Origin of the sequence: Oliverpabstia intestinalis (assembly GCF_009696065.1) — a bacterium.
Taxonomy (GTDB): domain Bacteria; phylum Bacillota; class Clostridia; order Lachnospirales; family Lachnospiraceae; genus Oliverpabstia; species Oliverpabstia intestinalis.
Map to the genome: position 1 here is coordinate 40,052 of NZ_VUMS01000010.1, position 18,346 is coordinate 58,397.

Annotated in this window: 17 protein-coding genes; all 17 read right to left on the reverse strand. The window is 45.3% G+C overall.

The genetic code is table 11. From position 1 onward, the window contains the following. Nucleotides 1-260: 260 nt before the first annotated feature. The 17 genes from FYJ57_RS06700 to FYJ57_RS06780 all read right to left on the reverse strand — a co-directional run bounded on the left by FYJ57_RS06700 (nucleotide 261) and on the right by FYJ57_RS06780 (nucleotide 18,155). Nucleotides 261-1,700: a TrkH family potassium uptake protein gene (locus tag FYJ57_RS06700; RefSeq protein WP_154432109.1), complete on the reverse strand. Its 1,440-nt coding sequence runs from the start codon at nucleotides 1,698-1,700 to the stop codon at nucleotides 261-263. A gap of 11 nt (nucleotides 1,701-1,711) precedes the next feature. Next, nucleotides 1,712-3,070, reverse strand: coding sequence for a Trk system potassium transporter TrkA (trkA, locus tag FYJ57_RS06705; RefSeq protein ID WP_154432110.1), 1,359 nt, complete (start codon nucleotides 3,068-3,070; stop codon nucleotides 1,712-1,714). 240 nt (nucleotides 3,071-3,310) lie between these two features. Then, a complete protein-coding gene (gene hisI, locus FYJ57_RS06710) occupies nucleotides 3,311-3,691 on the reverse strand; it encodes a phosphoribosyl-AMP cyclohydrolase (protein WP_235904468.1) in 381 nt (126 codons plus the stop codon). A gap of 118 nt (nucleotides 3,692-3,809) precedes the next feature. Continuing rightward, a complete protein-coding gene (hisB, locus tag FYJ57_RS06715; protein WP_106492739.1) occupies nucleotides 3,810-4,397 on the reverse strand; it encodes an imidazoleglycerol-phosphate dehydratase HisB in 588 nt (195 codons plus the stop codon). Between the two features lie 33 nt (nucleotides 4,398-4,430). Continuing rightward, nucleotides 4,431-5,729 (reverse strand): histidinol dehydrogenase, encoded by a 1,299-nt coding sequence (gene hisD / locus FYJ57_RS06720; protein WP_154432112.1) that lies wholly within the window; start codon nucleotides 5,727-5,729, stop codon nucleotides 4,431-4,433. After that, nucleotides 5,726-6,376, reverse strand: coding sequence for an ATP phosphoribosyltransferase (hisG, locus tag FYJ57_RS06725; RefSeq protein ID WP_022171773.1), 651 nt, complete (start codon nucleotides 6,374-6,376; stop codon nucleotides 5,726-5,728). The genes hisD and hisG overlap by 4 nt, the downstream gene beginning before the upstream one ends. 12 nt (nucleotides 6,377-6,388) lie before the next feature. Next, nucleotides 6,389-7,642 carry an ATP phosphoribosyltransferase regulatory subunit gene (hisZ, locus tag FYJ57_RS06730; protein ID WP_022171772.1) on the reverse strand — a complete coding sequence of 418 codons (1,254 nt, stop codon included), beginning with the start codon at nucleotides 7,640-7,642 and terminating at the stop codon, nucleotides 6,389-6,391. A gap of 132 nt (nucleotides 7,643-7,774) precedes the next feature. Continuing rightward, nucleotides 7,775-8,308 carry a Holliday junction resolvase RecU gene (locus FYJ57_RS06735; protein ID WP_022171771.1) on the reverse strand — a complete coding sequence of 178 codons (534 nt, stop codon included), beginning with the start codon at nucleotides 8,306-8,308 and terminating at the stop codon, nucleotides 7,775-7,777. Between the two features lie 12 nt (nucleotides 8,309-8,320). Next, nucleotides 8,321-8,905 carry a signal peptidase I gene (gene lepB, locus FYJ57_RS06740; protein WP_022171770.1) on the reverse strand — a complete coding sequence of 195 codons (585 nt, stop codon included), beginning with the start codon at nucleotides 8,903-8,905 and terminating at the stop codon, nucleotides 8,321-8,323. Beyond that, on the reverse strand, nucleotides 8,902-9,897 hold the full coding sequence (locus FYJ57_RS06745) for an RluA family pseudouridine synthase (RefSeq protein WP_154432113.1): 996 nt from the start codon (nucleotides 9,895-9,897) through the stop codon (nucleotides 8,902-8,904). Before FYJ57_RS06745 ends, lepB begins: the two co-directional genes overlap by 4 nt. A gap of 16 nt (nucleotides 9,898-9,913) precedes the next feature. Beyond that, complete coding sequence (locus tag FYJ57_RS06750) at nucleotides 9,914-10,519, reverse strand: hypothetical protein (RefSeq protein WP_118316004.1); 606 nt, start codon at nucleotides 10,517-10,519, stop codon at nucleotides 9,914-9,916. Between the two features lie 15 nt (nucleotides 10,520-10,534). Next, nucleotides 10,535-12,496, reverse strand: coding sequence for a YgiQ family radical SAM protein (locus tag FYJ57_RS06755; RefSeq protein ID WP_154432114.1), 1,962 nt, complete (start codon nucleotides 12,494-12,496; stop codon nucleotides 10,535-10,537). Further along, complete coding sequence (locus FYJ57_RS06760; RefSeq protein ID WP_154432115.1) at nucleotides 12,493-13,155, reverse strand: HAD family hydrolase; 663 nt, start codon at nucleotides 13,153-13,155, stop codon at nucleotides 12,493-12,495. Before FYJ57_RS06760 ends, FYJ57_RS06755 begins: the two co-directional genes overlap by 4 nt. A gap of 130 nt (nucleotides 13,156-13,285) precedes the next feature. Next, entirely contained in the window at nucleotides 13,286-14,005 is a 720-nt protein-coding gene (locus FYJ57_RS06765) for a pseudouridine synthase (RefSeq protein WP_287890725.1), read from the reverse strand. Nucleotides 14,006-14,018: 13 nt separating this feature from the next. Then, nucleotides 14,019-15,359 carry an RsmF rRNA methyltransferase first C-terminal domain-containing protein gene (locus tag FYJ57_RS06770; RefSeq protein ID WP_154432116.1) on the reverse strand — a complete coding sequence of 447 codons (1,341 nt, stop codon included), beginning with the start codon at nucleotides 15,357-15,359 and terminating at the stop codon, nucleotides 14,019-14,021. 51 nt (nucleotides 15,360-15,410) lie between these two features. Then, a complete protein-coding gene (locus FYJ57_RS06775; protein ID WP_022171763.1) occupies nucleotides 15,411-16,238 on the reverse strand; it encodes a GTP pyrophosphokinase in 828 nt (275 codons plus the stop codon). A 459-nt stretch (nucleotides 16,239-16,697) separates the two neighbouring features. Next, nucleotides 16,698-18,155: an aminoacyl-histidine dipeptidase gene (locus FYJ57_RS06780; RefSeq protein WP_154432117.1), complete on the reverse strand. Its 1,458-nt coding sequence runs from the start codon at nucleotides 18,153-18,155 to the stop codon at nucleotides 16,698-16,700. Nucleotides 18,156-18,346 lie beyond the last annotated feature (191 nt).

Consider the following 18,346-nt stretch of genomic DNA (forward strand, 5'->3'; position numbering starts at 1 on the left):
ATTACCAACATCTCCCAGTTACTACACCACTTCTCTTCTCCAATTGCCAACACTGTCATGTATCCACTTCTACGGATACCCCAACAATGGAATGCCCCAATTCAGGGTTATTATCTTTGTGTAGGTGTCTAAAAAATAGGCACTACACTAATTCAAAATGTCCTTGACAAGGGGGACTGTTTACTTTCCGCCCACCACAATTACAGCCAGTAAACAGCCCGCCAATTCTCTTTCTGGCGTTCGTCTTGGCACACCCTTTTTTAGAACTTCCTCCACGTATCCGGAAAGAACACCAGCAGCAATGGAAAAATCTCCAACCGTCCCGCCAGCATATCAAAAATCAACACATACTTACCAACATCCGAAAACACATTAAAGTTCGCCGTCGGTCCAACCAGCTCCAGTCCGGGACCAATATTATTAAAAGTTGCCGCAACCGCCGTAAAATTCGTGATCAGATCCAGATTATCAAATGCCAGAATAAACACAGAAGTCGCAAAAATCATGATATACACAACCATAAACACATTGACATTTCTTACCACTTCATGTTCCACAACTCTTCCATCCACCCGGATTTTCCGGATCTGACGGGGATGCAGATACTGCTTGATCTCTTTCTTCATCGCTTTTAATAGGATAATAAAACGCGAAACTTTAATACCTCCACCGGTACTGCCTGCACATGCACCGACAAACATCAGAAGCACGAGAATCGTCCGGGAAACCTCCGGCCAGATATTAAAATCGACCGTCGCAAATCCGGTAGTAGTAATGATCGATGCAACCTGGAAAGCAGCCTGTTGGATTGCCTTTCCCATACTTCCATAGACTCCCCGGATATTCCATCCAATCAGAAGAACCGCGCCCAGAATGATGGCCAGATACCAGCGTACCTCCTCATTTTTCAGTGCCTGTTTCCATTTTTTGGATAGCAACAGAAAATAAACGTTGAAATTAATACCAAACAGAATCATGAATACAGTAACAACGATCTGAATCGTTACGCTATAGCCACCCATACTGTCATTCTTGATTCCGAACCCTCCGGTACCGGCTGTACCAAAAGCAGTTGTCAGCGCATCAAATACCGGCATTCCACATAACAGCAGAATCACAGTCTCCAGCACCGTCATCAGAAGATAGATCGTATACAGAATCTTTGCCGTAGAACGTACGGTAGGTGCCAGACGGCTGACTGAGGGACCCGGACTCTCCGCTTTCATCAGATTCATCTGTGAACCACCACTCATCTTAATAATAGAAAGTAATAATACCAGAACACCCATACCACCGATCCAATGGGTAAAACTTCTCCACATCAGGATACAACGAGGTGCATCTTCCACAGATGCCATAATGCTGGCTCCCGTTGTTGTAAAACCTGAGACCGTCTCAAAAAGAGCATCCACAAAATGCGGAATCGTCCCACTGATCATAAAAGGTAACGAGCCAATCAGACTGAGTGCTATCCAGGAAAGAGCTACCGATACACATCCCTCTTTCATAAAAAAGTGCGGTTTTTCCGGTCGACGCACTACAAGGAGCGTTCCTGCCAGCGCACTGATCAGTCCTGTGATCAAAAAGGAGGTCCATGTTTTTTCTCCATAGATCAGCCCGGTAACTGCCGGAAGTGTCATGCAGATGGCTTCCAGATTCAGTACCCAGCCGATCACATAGGTAATAATTCGATAATTCATACGTATCTCTCCTATTTTTCCAGAATATCTTCAATGTCCCGCAGGCATTTCTGACTGGTTACCACAACTACCGTATCACCCACCATCAGACAGTCATCGCCACGTGGAATCAATACCTTACCGCTCCGGTTGATACAACCCACCAACAGGTTATTCTTCAACCGCAGATCTTTCAGTTCCACGCCAACTACCGAAGAATTTTCCCGGATCACGAACTCCAGAGCCTCTGCCTTGCCGTCCAGAATATGATACAGTGTCTCCACATTACTTCCGATGGAGTTCTGAGTTGCCCTCGTATATTGAAGAATCCGATCCGTCGTGATATATTTCGGATGGATCAGACTTCCGAGTTCCAGTTCGTCTGTAATATCATCAAACGCCACACGATTGACCTTTGTGACTACTTTTGCATGGGACATCCGCTCCGCAAACATGCCAAGCAGAATATTTTCCTCATCCATATTGGTCAGTGCCACAAACGCTTCAGCGTTTTCCAGATTTTCTTCAAACAGCAGGTTCTTGCTTGTACCATCCCCGTTGACCACCGTTGCATCCGGCAGCAGATCTGCCAGCAGCTCACATCGCTCTTTGGACTGCTCGATGATCACAACGCGCATTTTCATCTCCAGCAACATTCTTGCAAGGAAGATAGCGATGGTTCCGCCACCCACGATCATACAGTTTCTCACCTGATTGGTCTTTAAACCAATAGACTTGAAAAATGCGGAAGCATTCTTCGGAGATGCCAGAATCGATACCAGATCACTGTTTTGCAGTACAAAATCACCGTTCGGGATGAATACCTGCTCGCCACGTTCTACACCCGCAACCAGAATATTATGTTTCCCTTTCATGTTGATCTCAACGATAGACTTACCGTCCAGACGGAATTCCGGTTTCAGACGGAACTTTAACAGTTCCACTTTTCCCTTGGCAAAAGGATCAATTTTAATGGCCGAAGGAAAGCGAAGCAGCCGTGCGATCTCTGCAGCAGTTGCCATCTCCGGGTTGATGATCATGGAAATGCCAAGACTCTCTTTCATCAGATTGATTTCCTTGTTGTAAATCGGATTTCTTACCCGGGCAACTGTATGACATTTTCCCAGATTTTTTGCCACAAGACAACACAGCAGATTCAGTTCATCCGATCCGGTCACTGCGATCACAAGATCTGCAGATATCACACCGGCATCCATCAGAACGTTGATGCTGGATCCGTTTCCCTGAATCTGCAAGGCATCCAGATCCTCTCCTACCTCCTGTAATTTCTGAGCGGATATATCTACAATCGCCACTTCATGATTTTCCATGGTCAGCTCTTCTGCCAGGGCAGAACCTACTTTTCCACATCCGATAATTATAATCTTCATAGTTCCTCCAGATATCAGTTACGCTGCTGCTGTGATGTATCATTTTCTTACTAACAGTATTTCCGCTTTCATCAACAGCACAAAAAATGCTATAACAGGATAGAATAATAAAATAAAATCATATCCTATTATAGCATCAATACTAAAATACTCAAGACATATTCTGTCTAACAATTAACTGAAAACCATGTTGATTTTTTATGCATTTCACCTGTTTTGTCTGTCTTATCAAGACAATCTTCAACTATTTTCCGCTACATTATCGCTTTTCATAATTTCTTTAAAAAAGCAGCTGCGGCTTCCGGTATGGCAGGCTGCACCGACCTGATCCACCCTTGCCAGGATCGTATCGTTATCACAATCCAGATACAGTGACCGGACATACTGAAAATGTCCGCTGGTAAGTCCTTTCACCCACAGTTCGTTTCTGCTGCGGCTCCAGTAAGTCATCACACCGGTCTCCAGCGTCTTTTCATAAGCTTGTCGGTTCATATAGGCAACCATCAGAACATCTTTATTTTTATCGTCCTGTACCACCACACAGACCATCCCGTCACTGTTCAGTTTCAACTCATCCCATGTAAATGCAGCTTTTAACGGTGTTTCTTTTTTTTCTTTCATGCTCATCGATTCCTCTGTTGTAACTATTCAGCAACCACTGTGAAAGTACTGAACAGTTACCCTCTGTTTTTGTATAAATATATCCCTGGAGTTCCCTTGTGTCTGCAGCTCAGCCCTTTTACAGACTGCCCTTTGTAGACAAAACTCCCTGAATCCGCTCATCCATCTGCGTTGCCTGATCCAGTGCTTTGGCAAACGCTTTGAACATCGCTTCCATGATATGGTGATTGTTTGTTCCGTCCAGTACCTTGATGTGCAGGTTCATGCCGGCTGCATAGCTGACCGCATAGAAAAACTCTCTGGCCATCTCTGTATCCATATCTCCAAGACGTTCTGCGGTAAATTCACCGTCAAAGTTCAGATACGGGCGACCGGACAGATCGATGCCGCAAAGTACCAGTGTCTCGTCCATGGGAAGAATCATGCTTCCATAACGGCGAATCCCTGCTTTATCGCCCAGTGCTTCTTTAATAGCCGTCCCCAGTACGATTCCGGTATCTTCGATCGTGTGATGGCTGTCCACATTCAGATCGCCGTCTACGGCAAGATCCAGATCAAAGAATCCATGACGTGCAAATCCATCCAGCATATGGTCAAAAAATCCGATGCCGGTATTCAGGCTGGCTTTTCCGGTTCCGTCCAGATTCAGACTCATCGTGATCTTCGTTTCTTTGGTATTTCGCTGTACCAGTACATTACGGGTCATACCCTGTTCTTCCAGTCTGCGGATCTCCATACCTTATTCCTCCCCTTCAAAACGCACTGCGATCGAGTTCGCATGTGCGGTCAGTTGTTCACATTTTGCAAACTGCTCGATATCTTTGTGGATCGGTTGCAGCGCTTCTCTGGAGTAGTAGATGATACTTGATTTCTTCACAAAATCATCAACAGACAGTGGGGAGAAGAATTTTGCGGTTCCGTTGGTCGGCAGGATGTGGTTAGGTCCTGCAAAATAATCACCCAGCGGTTCACAGCTGTATTCCCCGATAAAGATTGCACCCGCATTCCGAATCTTTGTCATAACCTCAAACGGGTTGGCGGTAACGATCTCCAAATGTTCGGAAGCAATCTCGTTGGCGGTATCAATTGCTTCGTCCATATCCTCTGCCACCAAAATATATCCAAAATTATCCAAAGATTTCTGAATAATCGCTTTTCTTTCAAGAATCTGTACAAATCCCTCAACTTCTTCGCTGACTTTCTTTGCAAAATCTTCACTTGTCGTGATCAGGATTGCAGATGCCAGCTCGTCGTGTTCTGCCTGGGATAACAGATCAGCTGCCACATACCGTGGATTGGCTGTCTCGTCTGCCAGTACCAGGATCTCGCTCGGTCCCGCGATGGAATCGATGCTTACATGACCGTATACTGCTTTTTTTGCTAACGCTACATAGATATTTCCAGGTCCTACGATCTTGTCTACTTTCGGAATACTTTCTGTTCCAAAAGCAAGGGCAGCGATTGCCTGTGCACCACCTGCTTTATAGACTTCATCTGCTCCTGCTTCTTTTGCAGCGACCAGAACAGCCGGATTCACCTTTCCTTCTGCATTACATGGGGTGGTCATAATGATCTTATCTACACCTGCTACTTTTGCCGGCATAATGTTCATCAGAACAGACGACGGATATACTGCTTTTCCTCCCGGTACATAGACGCCTACCTTTTCCAGTGGTGTTATTTTCTGTCCAAGCATCGTTCCCTGTGGGGTGCTCTTGAACCAGCTGTTCTGTTTCTGCAGTTCATGGTAACTCTCGATATTAACCAGCGCCTTGCGGATCACATCCAGAAGCGCCGGATCCACTGCTTTATATGCTTCTTCGAATTCTCCGTCTGTTACTTTTACATTGGAAGCATTGATATCTGCTTTATCAAACTGTTTGGTATAGGAAAACAGAGCCTCATCTCCGTTTCCTTTGATATTCTGAATAATAGCCTGCACCCGGCTTTCATACTCTCCGTACTGGCTCGGACTTCTTTTTAACATATTTTCCAGAATATTTTTTGTAGTTTCTTTTGTTAATTTTACGATTCTCATCTGTCTGCCTCCTTGATGACCTTTTTTAACTTTCCTAAAAGCTCTGAGATCCGTTCGCTTTCCATTTTCATGCTTACCTGATTCACAACCACTCTTGCGGACAGAGGGCATACTTCTTCAAGAATATGCAGACCATTTTCCCGCAGAGTGGAACCGGTCTCTACGATATCGCAGATGACTTCGGAAAGTCCTACGATTGGTGCCAGCTCGATGGAACCGTTTAATTTGATGATTTCCACGGTCTGGTTTTTCTTATTATAAAAATAATCTTTGGCGATATTCGGGTATTTGGTGGCTACACGGATCTGCTGATTACCATCCAGCAGTTCCCGGGCAGATTCCGGTCCGCAGATACACATTCTGCATTTTCCAAAGCCAAGATCCATCACTTCATATAATTTTCTTCCTTCTTCCAGAATCGTGTCGCGACCTACGACACCCAGATCTGCCGCTCCATATTCCACATAAGTCGGGACATCCGGTCCTTTGGCCAGGAAGAACCGAAGTTTCAGATCTTCATTGACAAAAATCAGTTTTCTTGTCTTTTTATCTTTCATCTCTTCACAGGTAATGCCTACAGCTTCCAGCATCTCCAGTGTTTTCTCTGCCAGACGGCCTTTCGTCAGTGCGATGGTTAAATATCTCATGGGTCTTTCCTCCTACTGAAAACTTTTCTGATTGGTCATCTGTACTTCATCGGTAAACAGATTGATCACCTGTATCTGATCTTCTCCCACCGGAGATACAATATCCGTAAACTGATGACCCTTTCCATATGCAATATAGTCTTCCGCTTTCAGACCTTCTTCCATCCGCATACACTGGATCTGCATACCATGTGTTCTCTGCATACCGGCAATCCGGATCGCTGCTTCACGATTTCTTTCATTATATAAGACCAGTCGTTTTCCTTCCATCACCGGCACCTGAATATTCTGACGGTTCAGTGCATTCAACACCTGTTCCATTACCAGACAGAAACCGATTGCAGGGGCAGGTCTTCCAAAATGTTCCAGCAGCCTGTTGTACCGTCCACCGGTTACTAACGGCTCACCGGTGCCATAGGTAAATCCCTGGAAGATAATGCCTGTATAATACTGATATTTACTGAGCATGCCAAGGTCGAAAGAAATATATTCTTCACAGCCATAGCAGGAGGCCACCTGATACAGTTCCCGTAACCTGCGGATCGCTGCCAGTGCCTTGGGGTTGCCAGTAAGACTTTCTGCTTTTTTCAGTACTTCCGGGCCACCAAAAAGTTGTGGCAGTTCTGTCAGTGCTTCTACCTGTTCTTTGGACAGTCTCTGACTCTCCAGAAGTTCTTCCACACCAAAATAATTCTTGTTGGAGATCAGCTGGCGCAGTTCCTGAATAGTCTCTTCCGACATACCGGAGTCATCAACCAGTGCTTTGAAAAAATCCACCTGACCGATACTTATCTGGAATTCTTTCAATCCTGCTGCCTTTAAGAGTTCTACAGTCATGGCAATGATCTCACCGTCTCCGTCCACCGATGCATCGCCCAAAAGCTCCACACCCATCTGGGTGGATTCTTTCAGTCGTCCCTGATAGCTGGAGCGGTTCACAAAGGTGTTTCCACTGTAGCAGAGACGAATCGGCATATCTTCCTGATGATAATACATAGAAGCTGCTCTCGCGATGGAAGGTGTAAAGTCCGGACGAAGTACCAGAGTATTACCTTCCCGGTCAAAGAACTTGTAAAGTTCTCTGGATGGTGTGGTTCCCACCTGCTTTCCAAACACATCAAAGAATTCGAAGGTCGGTGTCTCTATGCTCTGATAACCGTATGCATGAAAGATTTTCTCCATTTTTCTCTGAAGATACAGTTTTTTTGCACATTCGGTTCCGTAAACATCCCGGACTCCTTCCGGGGTATGAAATAATTGTCTCATGGTTCTATCCTCTTCTTTAATCTTGTTATGTAACTTCGTAACTGTGCAGTAGCTTTACAGTTAATCTTCATTCACTTTAGTGTGTTAATGTGTTACTATGCTAATACATTATATGTGAAGACAGCACACTTGTCAATCCCTGTCCTGCAAATCTTTCTGGATTCCGTCCAGATACGGCACCAGAATCCCACCGTGGTTCGTAAGAAAATAAGAAGGATTCAGTTCTTCGTAAAGAAAACTTTTTCTTCCACCATTCTGCGCCCGTTCCCAGAACCACCACAGATCTCGAAATGTCAGATAATAGAATTCATTTCTTCCCGAAAAGTAAATCAGCAGGAAAGAAATCCCCTCCTGCTGTTCAAACTCTCTCATAAACCGCACCTGATGCTCATGGATATTGGCAAGGGGAAAGACTGTTTCTTTGCACTCTTTCGCATCGAAGCATACAGGAATCCCCTGCACTGCCCCGATATAATCCACCGTACTTTTCTGTTCAAAATACGCCAGGGTGATCTGTCTGGTATCCTTGGCGATCCTAACCGGCGTGATCGGTGTCGGCACTTTCTGAATCAGTGCCAGCCCCTTTTCACGGTACTGTTCATTGCTCCGGTTGATCAGTTCTTCCAGTGTAGAACCCCTGAGTCCTCTTGAATTCCAGGTTGCCATATTTTCCTCCCATCAGTCCTTTTCGATCACACCGATCTTGTTAAACGGGTAATAACGGAAGATCGCTTTTGCGAGAACTTTTTCTTTTTTCACATAAGTATTTGTCCAGAACCTGGAGTCCTTCGACCAGTTTCGGTTATCTCCCAGCATAAAGTAGCTGTCTTCCGGCACATAATACGGTCCATAATCGCCTTCCGGTGGTTCCGGCAGGTAAGGCTCATCTAACGGTGTTTCAGAATCGTTAATATAAACCTTTCCGTCAATAATCTGCACTTTATCTCCCGGAAGTCCGATTACTCGCTTGATATACAACTGACTCTCATCATCCGGGAACTTAAAGATGGCAATGTCCCCTCTCTGCGGCTCGCCGAATTCATATGACAGCCTGCTTCCAAAGATCCGGTCGCCCGTCATGATCGTATCTTCCATCGATGCCGAAGGAATAACTGCATTGATCAGTACATAATTTTTCATCACCCAGACCGTTACCAGAACAAACACGATCATGATTACATCTTCCATAAGCTCCCTTTTCAGACTCTTTTTCGGTTTCTTCTTCTCTTTCGTTTCTTCTCCGTCTATTCTCTCTTCTGTCATAATTTACCCTTCTTTCTCTCACCCTCTGTAATCCGTTCCAGTTCATCCGGAAGCGGTGCGGTAAAACATTTTCCCGACAAAGCTTCCAGCGCACCGGACATTCGTGGGAATTCCACCTGCCATGCATGCAGAAACTGACGTTTCAGACCATATTCCTGTTTCAGCCTCCTATTCCAGTGGGCATTCCCGTACTTCGGATCTCCTGCCAGCGGATATCCCAGACTAGCCAGATGACAGCGGATCTGATGAGATTTTCCGGTGATCAGTTCCACCTTTAAAAGCGTTTCCTCTCCATTGCTCCAGACCGGCTCCCAGGCGGTCTCGATCGGAGAACTTTCAGGCACCTGACCAGTGCTCACTTTTACCTGATTGGTTTTTGTATCTTTGCTCAGCCAGGCTTTCTGATGTCCCGGCCTGTCTGCTTTTCCAAGCACCAGTGCCAGATAATATTTTTTCAGCGTTCGCAGTTTCAGTGCTTCCGACAGTGCCTGCAGCCCTGCCAGACTCTTTCCGCACAGCACCAGACCACTGGTATTGCGGTCCAACCGGTTACAGGGTGCCGGATGAAAAGTCTCTAACTCCTGTTCGCTGATTGCTCCCGTCTCCAGCAGATATTGCTGAAAATACTCCACCAGCGACAGATCCGACGGTTTTGCTTTCTGTGACAGCATGCCTGCCGGTTTATTGACTATTGCCACATGGTCATCTTCATAGATCACATCCAGTTTTATGTCAGACGTTTTCCTGCCGGAAACTGCCGGTTTCATCTGTTCCCCACGGAACTTTTCAATCGTCTCCTCCGCCAGATACAGCCGGATGCAGTCTCCCGGCTTCAACATTTCCTTTCCGTCTGCTTTTTTTTCGTTTAACAGAATATTCTTCTTTCGAAGCATTTTATATAAGAATCCGGATCCGGCTTCCGGAAAGTACTTTTTCAGATACTTATCCATCCGCTGGCCAGCTTCATTTTTTCCGATTGTCAGATCTCTCATGTTTTTCCCTTTTACCTTACAAAGAAATCGCCAGGATCGTATGTTTGATCAGCTGATCTCTGGACAGATCCGGATATCGTTCATCCGGCTTAAAAGAAATATTCTGCTCCAGTTCCTGTTTGTGTGCATTCAGATAATCCATCCGTTCCAGATAGGTCTTCAGTTCTTTGAAGACTTTTACTTCTACTTTATAACCGTTCTGTTTCAGGATCCCCCGCACATGATCTTCGATAAACTGTGTGGATCCGTCCATATGGCTGGTATAACCGATCACCTTATTTCCGCAGATTGCAAAGCTTTCCACAAATACACTTTTTTCATAGGTAGTCAGATACGTTTCATAAGTTACTTCCAGATTGCCCTCGTGTTCCCGGATCTTTTTGTATACTTTCTTATCCATCGGTTTCTGCATCCACATCATGATCATATTTACCAGGGCACGGCACGCCGGAAGGCAGCCGACCATAGCAATTACCGTAATAATATTTTTCTTGGTACCTGTAATCAGAAACGCTGCCAGAAATGCTGCCAGAGGAATCAGAAACAGTGCAACTGTAATCAGCAGTCGTTTTTTCTTCTCATATCGAATGTATCCATAATCACCTTTATTTACTTTTTTCATGCTGTATCCTTTCTGTTACCGTTTTTTATGCACGTTACGGATAGTCTTTTTCTTACCCATATGCTGTTTTTGCTGACGGCCGTTCGATTGTTGATTCTGATTTCCTCTTCCATTTTTTCCGTTATTTCCGATATGTCCATTCTGCGTTTTCAGATTTTCTGCCTTCTGTGTCCTTCTGCCGTCATACGGACGAATCAGACACTTCGGGCCAAATCCGATAAGATCCTGTCTTCCTGCTCTGACCAGTGCTTCTTCCACCAGTTTCCGGTTCTCTGGCCTTCGATACTGAATCAGGGCTCTCTGCATATTTTTCTCGTGGGGATTGACCGGTACATACACTTTTTCCATCGTCCGCGGATCCAGTCCCGTATAATACATACAGGTAGATATTGTCGACGGTGTCGGATAAAAATCCTGTACCTGTTCCGGCATAAATCCCATATCCCGGATATATTCTGCCAGTTCCACTGCCTCTTTCAGTCCACATCCCGGATGAGAAGACATAAAATAAGGCACTGCATACTGTTCTTTGCCACTTTTTTTACAGCAGGCATAATATTGTTTTAAAAATTCCAGGTAAACCTTATGGGACGGTTTTCCCATCTTTTCCAGAACTTTATCGGCCACATGCTCTGGAGCTACCCTCAACTGTCCGCTCACATGGTAATCTGCCAGTTCCTGTAAAAAACGGCTCTTCGTATCTTCCAGCACATAATCAAAGCGGATGCCCGAACGAATAAATACTTTCTTTACTTTCGGAATCTTACGGAGTTTTCGAAGCAGTGCAAGATAATCCGAATGATCCGCGATCAGATTTTTGCAGGGTGTCGGGAACAGGCACTGCCGGTTGGTACATGCACCCTTTGTCAGCTGCTTTTTACAGGCCGGCTGTCGAAAATCTGCCGTAGGACCACCCACATCATGAATGTATCCTTTAAAATCAGGATCTTTCGTCATCTCAACAGCTTCTTCTAACAATGATTCATGGCTGCGGACCTGTACGATCCGTCCCTGATGAAAGGTCAGCGCACAGAAATTACAGCCGCCAAAACATCCGCGATTACTGGTAAGACTGAATCTGATCTCCTCAATCGCCGGAATGCCACCTTTCTTCTCATACATCGGATGATAGGTCCGCATAAACGGAAGATGATACACATCATCCATCTCCTGCTCTGTCAGTGGATATGCCGGTGGATTCTGCACCACATAGCCCTGATTGCCATAATCTTCTATCAGAACCTTCGCCTGATATGGATCCGTATTCTGATGCTGGATCCCGAAGCTTCTTGCATACTGTTCTTTCTTCTCTTTTATCTCTTCGAAAGAAGGAAGATACAGCGGTTCCAGTATATGTTCCACACTTTTACAGCGGTATACCGTTCCCCGGATAAAGGTAATATCTTTTACATCCAGCCCGGAAGCCAGCGCATCTGCAATCTCAACGATGGAATGTTCTCCCATTCCATATGAGATCATATCTGCCCCGGAGTCAAGAAGTACACTTCGTTTCACCTGATCGGACCAGTAATCGTAATGTCCCATTCTCCGAAGACTTGCCTCGATACCTCCCAGGATGATTGGTGTTTTTTTATACGTTCTTCGAATCAGATTTCCATAGACGATCACCGCCCGGTCCGGTCGATGTCCCATCTCTCCACCGGGAGAATAGGCATCTTTCTGCCTGTGTTTTTTAGACACTGTATAATGATTAACCATAGAATCCATATTTCCGGCAGATATCAGAAAGCCCAGACGCGGTTCACCAAACACCTGGATGCTTTCCGGATCTTTCCAGTCCGGCTGAGCTATCATTCCCACCGAATAGCCCCTGCTTTCCAGGAGACGGCAGATGATCGCCGCCCCGAAAGAAGAATGATCCACATACGCATCTCCACATACATAGACAAAATCCGGCTGTTCTATTCCTCTCTCCCGGCACTCTTCCATTGTCACCGGCAAAAACTCTCCGCTCATGGCTGCATCCTTTCTCTTGGTATCTCATCATAACTTTCTATGTAGTAATCTGCAAGCTCTTTTTTTTCTTCTCTCTGGATGGCACTGAACGTATCTTCCACCGCACAGACTCGCATACCGGCATTTTTTCCTGCCAGAATTCCCATAGGAACATCCTCAAAAACCAGACATTCCTCCGGTTTTACCCCCAGTGTCTCTGCCACCAGAAGATAAATATCCGGGGCAGGTTTTCCTTTCGGAACTTCACAGCAGGTATGTACGGATTCCAGGTATTCCTGGATTCCCTGTGCCTTTAAAACCGTCTCTACCAGTTCAATCCCGTTAGAGCTTGCAATCCCCGTCCGGATTCCCTGCTGTCTCAGCCATACCAGAAACTCTCTCGCTCCGGGCTTCAGCGGCACCTTGTTGGTATATTTATCCCTTGCCATATCCATCCAGGTACTCTTAATTTCTTCCAGACTCTCCGGGATAGAAAACCGTTCTTTAAAGTACACAGCTGTCTCCGAGAGGCTCATACCCTCGATGTCTTTTTGCAGTTCGGGCGGCAGTTCATATCCGTACCGTCCCAGATATTCGATATCGATGTCTTCCCACATCCACATGGAATCCACCAGAGTACCATCCAGATCAAACAACACTGCTTTGATATTTTCTAACATATATATTTATCCTTTATCTTTCTGTATCTGTTCCTAGAGCGTGTCTGAAAATCATTTCCGCAATCTGCAAGCCCCACTTTTCGGATAAAATCTCCCACAAACTGGGACTCGCAGCTTACGAAAAGCTTTTTCAGACACGCTCTAGAGCTTTCCGCTCCTCTTCACACAACTCCCGGTAATTGCCTTTCGGCAGATCATCACCGAGCACAAGTGGACCCATAGTCATCCGTTTCAGATAGATCACCTGTTTGTCCCTTGCCTGAAACATCCGTTTCACCTGATGGAAACGCCCTTCCTGTATCGTCAGCAAAATCTCGGAAATATCCGCACTCTTTAAGATCTCAAGTTTTGCCGGAGCTGTCTTTGTCTCATCCCCGATATCTACCCCCTGCAAAAAAGCTCTCTGATCCTCTTCGTCTACCTTTCCGTCGATTCTTGCATAATAGGTCTTGTCCACATGTTTCTTCGGGGATAACAGCCGGTGGGCAAGTTCACCGTCATTCGTTAACAGCAGCAGTCCCTCTGTATCTTTATCCAGTCGTCCCACCGGAAACAGCTCCCTGCGAATGTTCTCAGGCAACAGTTCCAGTACTGTTTTATCCCGGTTATCTGTGGTTGCCGACACATAACCGGCCGGTTTATGAAGCAGATAATAACGATATTTTTCATAACGGATTTCTTTTCCTGCCACGCATACACGATCCTGAGCAGTAGTGATCTTCTGTTCCGGTTTTTTTATCTTTTCTCCGTTGATCTCCACCTGCCCTTTGCGGATCATCTGCTTCACCTGACTTCGGGTCCCACAGCCCATATCTGCCAGATATTTATCCAAACGAATGATTTCGCTCATCTCCATCTCCTTATCACTGCCAGCGCCAGCCTGCATAATATTTATTCTTTAGACTTCCGCCGGCAAGTTTTCCCCAGCCAAGCGGATATTCATCTACACAGACTAACTGCCAGCCTTTTCTCTTTTTCAGATCAAGATCCGATACATCCAGCGTTTCCCCTTTCAGATAACGGATCACCCGGGGATCTCCCCGGTTCAGATGAATCCGGTTCTCTCCCTCTCCGTCAAGCACCATCGCCAGTGCCTGAGACGGCTCAAACCGTTTTTTCTTACACTCACCAAGATACAGCCCCGTACGAAGATATCGCAGATTTTCCGGCATACCATCCTTTTTCCCAAGGGCATACAGCCGTTCGTCCCGCAGATAATACTGCCATTCCCTCTTATACATGCCCCAGTTCTCCAGGAATTCTTTTGCTTCTGTGGGGATCACTGAGTTTTTTCCTGTGGCTTTTTTTCGGTTCCGCGGCTCACCCTGTTTTTCCAGCAACGCCAGAAAATGACCTTCCCCGTTCATACGATGCGGAAAGATCCTCACACAGGCTTCCAGACCTCTGCGGCCTTTTTCAAATCCCTCATATGGTGCACAGGGGATCAGTTTCATATCCGGCCGCTGTTCCAGAAGATACTGGATCGTTCCCTCATTTTCCAACTCACTGAACGTACAGGTGGAATAGAGAAGTTTTCCTCCCGGCCGCAGCATATCTGCCGCATCCAGAATAATCTCTCTCTGAAGCTTACTATAATATTCCGGTCCCTGCTGTTCCCAGTCTGCCATCATCCGCGGCTCCTTGCGAAACATTCCTTCCCCGGAACACGGTGCGTCTACCAGAATCTTATCAAAAAACTCCGGCAGTATCTTCGCCAGTTTCTCCGATGTTTCACTGGTTACATAAATATTGGGAATTCCCATCAGTTCCAGATTCTTCAACAGCGCTTTTGCCCTGCTGTTACTGATATCATTAGCAAGAAGCAGTCCTTCCCCGTTCAGTTTTGCACCAAGCTCGGTCGCTTTTCCTCCCGGTGCCGCGCACAGATCCAGCACATAATCACCCGGTTCCGGCGACAGACGGTTGGCAGGTGTCATTGCACTCGGTTCCTGCAGATAATACAATCCCGCATAATAATACGGATCTTTCGCCGGTGTACCGGTCCCGTACGTATATCCGTTGTCGATCCAGGGTATTTTTTTCAACAAGAAAGGTGTACGGGTCAGGAACTCCTCTCCCGTCACCTTTCTTCGGTTCAGACGCAGACCGTTTTCCGGCTGTCTGTCATAGCTTTCTTTAAATGCTTGATATTCATCCCCCAGAAGGATTTCCATCTCCTTCTGGAATTTCTCAGGTAAGTGCATCTGTATTCTTCCTTTTTCTCATAGTAAATGTCATAAAACAATTTCTCTGTTTTACAGGTTCTGATCCCATCCCTCGCTCGTCACCGCCTGGGCACAATACCCTTCCGCAATAATATCAAGTTGTTGATGAAACCGCTTGAGTTGCTGCAGATCGTTGGATGCATAGATCCGGTAAAACTCATCCTGTATCTTCTCCACCTCTCTGCGATTGGACTTCTGATACAAATTCTCAATGTTCTGTAAAATATCCATCACCAGATTACGCTGCATCAGAGAAGAATTCTGTGCATTCATAATTTCATTTCGCACCGAAGACATTTCACCGTCCAGTGCAATAATCGCCTGCGCCGCATTCGCAAGCCGTTCTTTGACATATGGTGGAATATTTGTCTTATATTTATACTGCAGAGAATGCTCGATGGTTGCCCAGAAATTCATTGCCATCGTTCGTATCTGAATCTCTGCCTGGATCTTTTTCGGACCATTTAATGTCTCTACATGATAATAAATAACCAGATGATAGCTTCGGTAACCACTCTCTTTCTGATGTGCAATATAATCTTTGATACATTTGATTTCCATATCGGAACGCCCGGCGATCAGATCCGACACCCTTTGAATATCTTCCACAAACTGACAGATGATCCTGATGCCTGCAATATCTTCTACCTGTTCTTCCATTTCCTCAAACGGAATGTTCTTTCGTTTCATTTTTTCCAGAATACTGGTAATGCTTTTTACACGTCCTGTGACCTGTTCGATGGGAGAATACAATCCCCGTTCCCTGTGTTCCAGGCTCAGATGTTGGAACTTTTCTACCAGTTCTGTAACAGCCTGCTCGTAGGGACTGAGTATTTCACGCCATAATTGTATTTCCATGTTAACCTCTCCTTATTCTGTCGTCATAATCTAGTCTCTTTCGTACATTATAACATACTTTGCCAGTCAGGAAAACACTTCGCTGGTCAGTAACTTTCCTCATCCTATATATCCTATGCTTTTCCCTGCCTTTTCAGAACTTCAATTTTAATGTTTTCCAGAGAAAAAGGCTGCCGCGCCGCGACAGCCCTCTTTTTCACTTTTTCTGTAATTTTCGTAACTGTTCAGTACCTTCACAGTTACGAGCCAGAATGCATTTAAACAATAAAATCACGCTTTGCGAGTTTTTATCGTTATCGCGGCACTCCTCAAGGTTCCGTGCAAGCACGGACTTTGACTCGTTGCTCGCGTAAATCACCTTCGGTGATGGCATTTTGGCTTGTATGTCTCGGGATTTTGACATATTCATGTCAAAACACCCCGCGGGACAGTGGCTACTGAATAGTTACTAATTTTCATTTATCTGATCGTATTCATTTTCTCCAGAGTGCGTACCAGATACTTCCACATTTTTTCCGTTGACGGAATGGACAGTTTTTCTTCCGTTGTATGAATATCAATCATGGTCGGTCCGAAAGATACACAGTCCAGACCTGGGATTTTGTCATAAAACAGACCACATTCCAGGCCTGCATGAATCGCTTTCACTACCGGTTTCTCACCAAAAAGTTCTTCATATACATCTGCCATCAGATCTCTCATCCTGGAATCTTTCCTGTACTCCCATGCCGGATAATCACCCTGTTCTTCATAAGATCCTCCCAGGAATTCTGTCAGATACTGTAATTTTGCAGACAGATGCTCTTTTGCGCTTCCCACAGAACTTCTCACACTGCTGGTGGAATATAACGCATCTTTTCCCAGTTTCAGGATGCCAAGATTACTGGAGGTTTCTACCAGTCCTTCGATTTCTCCGCTCATCTTCTCAATGCCAAACGGTACATGTACAAGATAAAATACAACTTTTTCTTTACTGACCATAGAAAGTGCCTGCACAGTTTCTTCTTTTCCCGTTGTTACGGAAATAGTGATTCCTTCATCACTTCCTGCATACTCAGTGCGAAGATCTTTCTGCAGTTTTTCAGCTGTGATTTTCGCTTCCGCCAGGTCTTCCTCACCAAGAACCAGTGTTGCCTTACAACTTCTTGTAATTGCATTATCTTTCGTTCCGCCGGACAGATCTTTGATGCTGTATGCAGTCTTCTGTCCCAGCTCATACAGGAAAAGACCCATCAGTTTATTGGCATTTGCACGATTTTTATCGATTTCTGCTCCGGAATGTCCACCATTAAGACCATCGATCAGAACTTCAGTTACTACTCCTTCCATTTCCTGATATTCTACAGGGATCCGGCTGGTTCCGCTTAATCCTCCGGCACAGCTGATCCACAGATATCCTTCTTCCTCAGAATCCATGTTGATCATATGTGTTCCTTTCAGTACGGAAGTATCCAGTGCCTTTGCTCCCAGAAGTCCGATTTCTTCGTCTGTGGTAATCACACACTCAAGTGCCGGATGTTTTAATGTATCATCATCCAGAATTGCCAGCATATAGGCAACAGCGATTCCGTCATCACCGCCAAGGGTTGTTCCCTCTGCTGTCAGATAGTCTCCTTCCACTTTCAGTTTCAGACCATCTTTTGTAAAATCATGATCTGAATCCGGTGTCTTTTCTGCAACCATATCACAATGTCCCTGTAAAATAGTAATCGGAGCATCTTCATAACCGGCAGATGCCTCTTTATAGATCACTACATTGTACGCCTCATCCTGATAATATTTCAGATTTCTTTCTTTCGCAAAGGAAACAAGATAATCACTGATTTCTTTCATGTTGGTGGAGCCATGTGGAATCTCACACAATTTTTCAAAAAAATAAAATACTTTTTCCGGTTTTAATCCTTCTAATGCTGTCATTTGCTATAACCTCCTGTAATCTGACGTACTCCGTTCGCATCGTCAGTTTTTGAGCCGCATACCTTACCCTCCGGCCGCAATACATTTATTTTAGAATAAATACATTCAAAAATCAAGGCATATATATAACCAGCCCCATTGAGAGTCACTGTTCGCTCTGTTCCCGGTAACACGCTTTACCCAATGAGCCG

Excerpts from the sequence above, each read along its gene's own strand:
- FYJ57_RS06700 (WP_154432109.1), bottom strand. The coding sequence starts at position 1,700 with ATGAATTATCGAATTATTACCTATGTGATCGGCTGGGTACTGAATCTG.
- trkA (WP_154432110.1), bottom strand. The coding sequence starts at position 3,070 with ATGAAGATTATAATTATCGGATGTGGAAAAGTAGGTTCTGCCCTGGCA.
- hisI (WP_235904468.1), bottom strand. The coding sequence starts at position 3,691 with ATGAAAGAAAAAAAAGAAACACCGTTAAAAGCTGCATTTACATGGGAT.
- hisB (WP_106492739.1), bottom strand. The coding sequence starts at position 4,397 with ATGACCCGTAATGTACTGGTACAGCGAAATACCAAAGAAACGAAGATC.
- hisD (WP_154432112.1), bottom strand. The coding sequence starts at position 5,729 with ATGAGAATCGTAAAATTAACAAAAGAAACTACAAAAAATATTCTGGAA.
- hisG (WP_022171773.1), bottom strand. The coding sequence starts at position 6,376 with ATGAGATATTTAACCATCGCACTGACGAAAGGCCGTCTGGCAGAGAAA.
- hisZ (WP_022171772.1), bottom strand. The coding sequence starts at position 7,642 with ATGAGACAATTATTTCATACCCCGGAAGGAGTCCGGGATGTTTACGGA.
- FYJ57_RS06735 (WP_022171771.1), bottom strand. The coding sequence starts at position 8,308 with ATGGCAACCTGGAATTCAAGAGGACTCAGGGGTTCTACACTGGAAGAA.
- lepB (WP_022171770.1), bottom strand. The coding sequence starts at position 8,905 with ATGACAGAAGAGAGAATAGACGGAGAAGAAACGAAAGAGAAGAAGAAA.
- FYJ57_RS06745 (WP_154432113.1), bottom strand. The coding sequence starts at position 9,897 with ATGAGAGATCTGACAATCGGAAAAAATGAAGCTGGCCAGCGGATGGAT.
- FYJ57_RS06750 (WP_118316004.1), bottom strand. The coding sequence starts at position 10,519 with ATGAAAAAAGTAAATAAAGGTGATTATGGATACATTCGATATGAGAAG.
- FYJ57_RS06755 (WP_154432114.1), bottom strand. The coding sequence starts at position 12,496 with ATGAGCGGAGAGTTTTTGCCGGTGACAATGGAAGAGTGCCGGGAGAGA.
- FYJ57_RS06760 (WP_154432115.1), bottom strand. The coding sequence starts at position 13,155 with ATGTTAGAAAATATCAAAGCAGTGTTGTTTGATCTGGATGGTACTCTG.
- FYJ57_RS06765 (WP_287890725.1), bottom strand. The coding sequence starts at position 14,005 with ATGAGCGAAATCATTCGTTTGGATAAATATCTGGCAGATATGGGCTGT.
- FYJ57_RS06770 (WP_154432116.1), bottom strand. The coding sequence starts at position 15,359 with ATGCACTTACCTGAGAAATTCCAGAAGGAGATGGAAATCCTTCTGGGG.
- FYJ57_RS06775 (WP_022171763.1), bottom strand. The coding sequence starts at position 16,238 with ATGGAAATACAATTATGGCGTGAAATACTCAGTCCCTACGAGCAGGCT.
- FYJ57_RS06780 (WP_154432117.1), bottom strand. The coding sequence starts at position 18,155 with ATGACAGCATTAGAAGGATTAAAACCGGAAAAAGTATTTTATTTTTTT.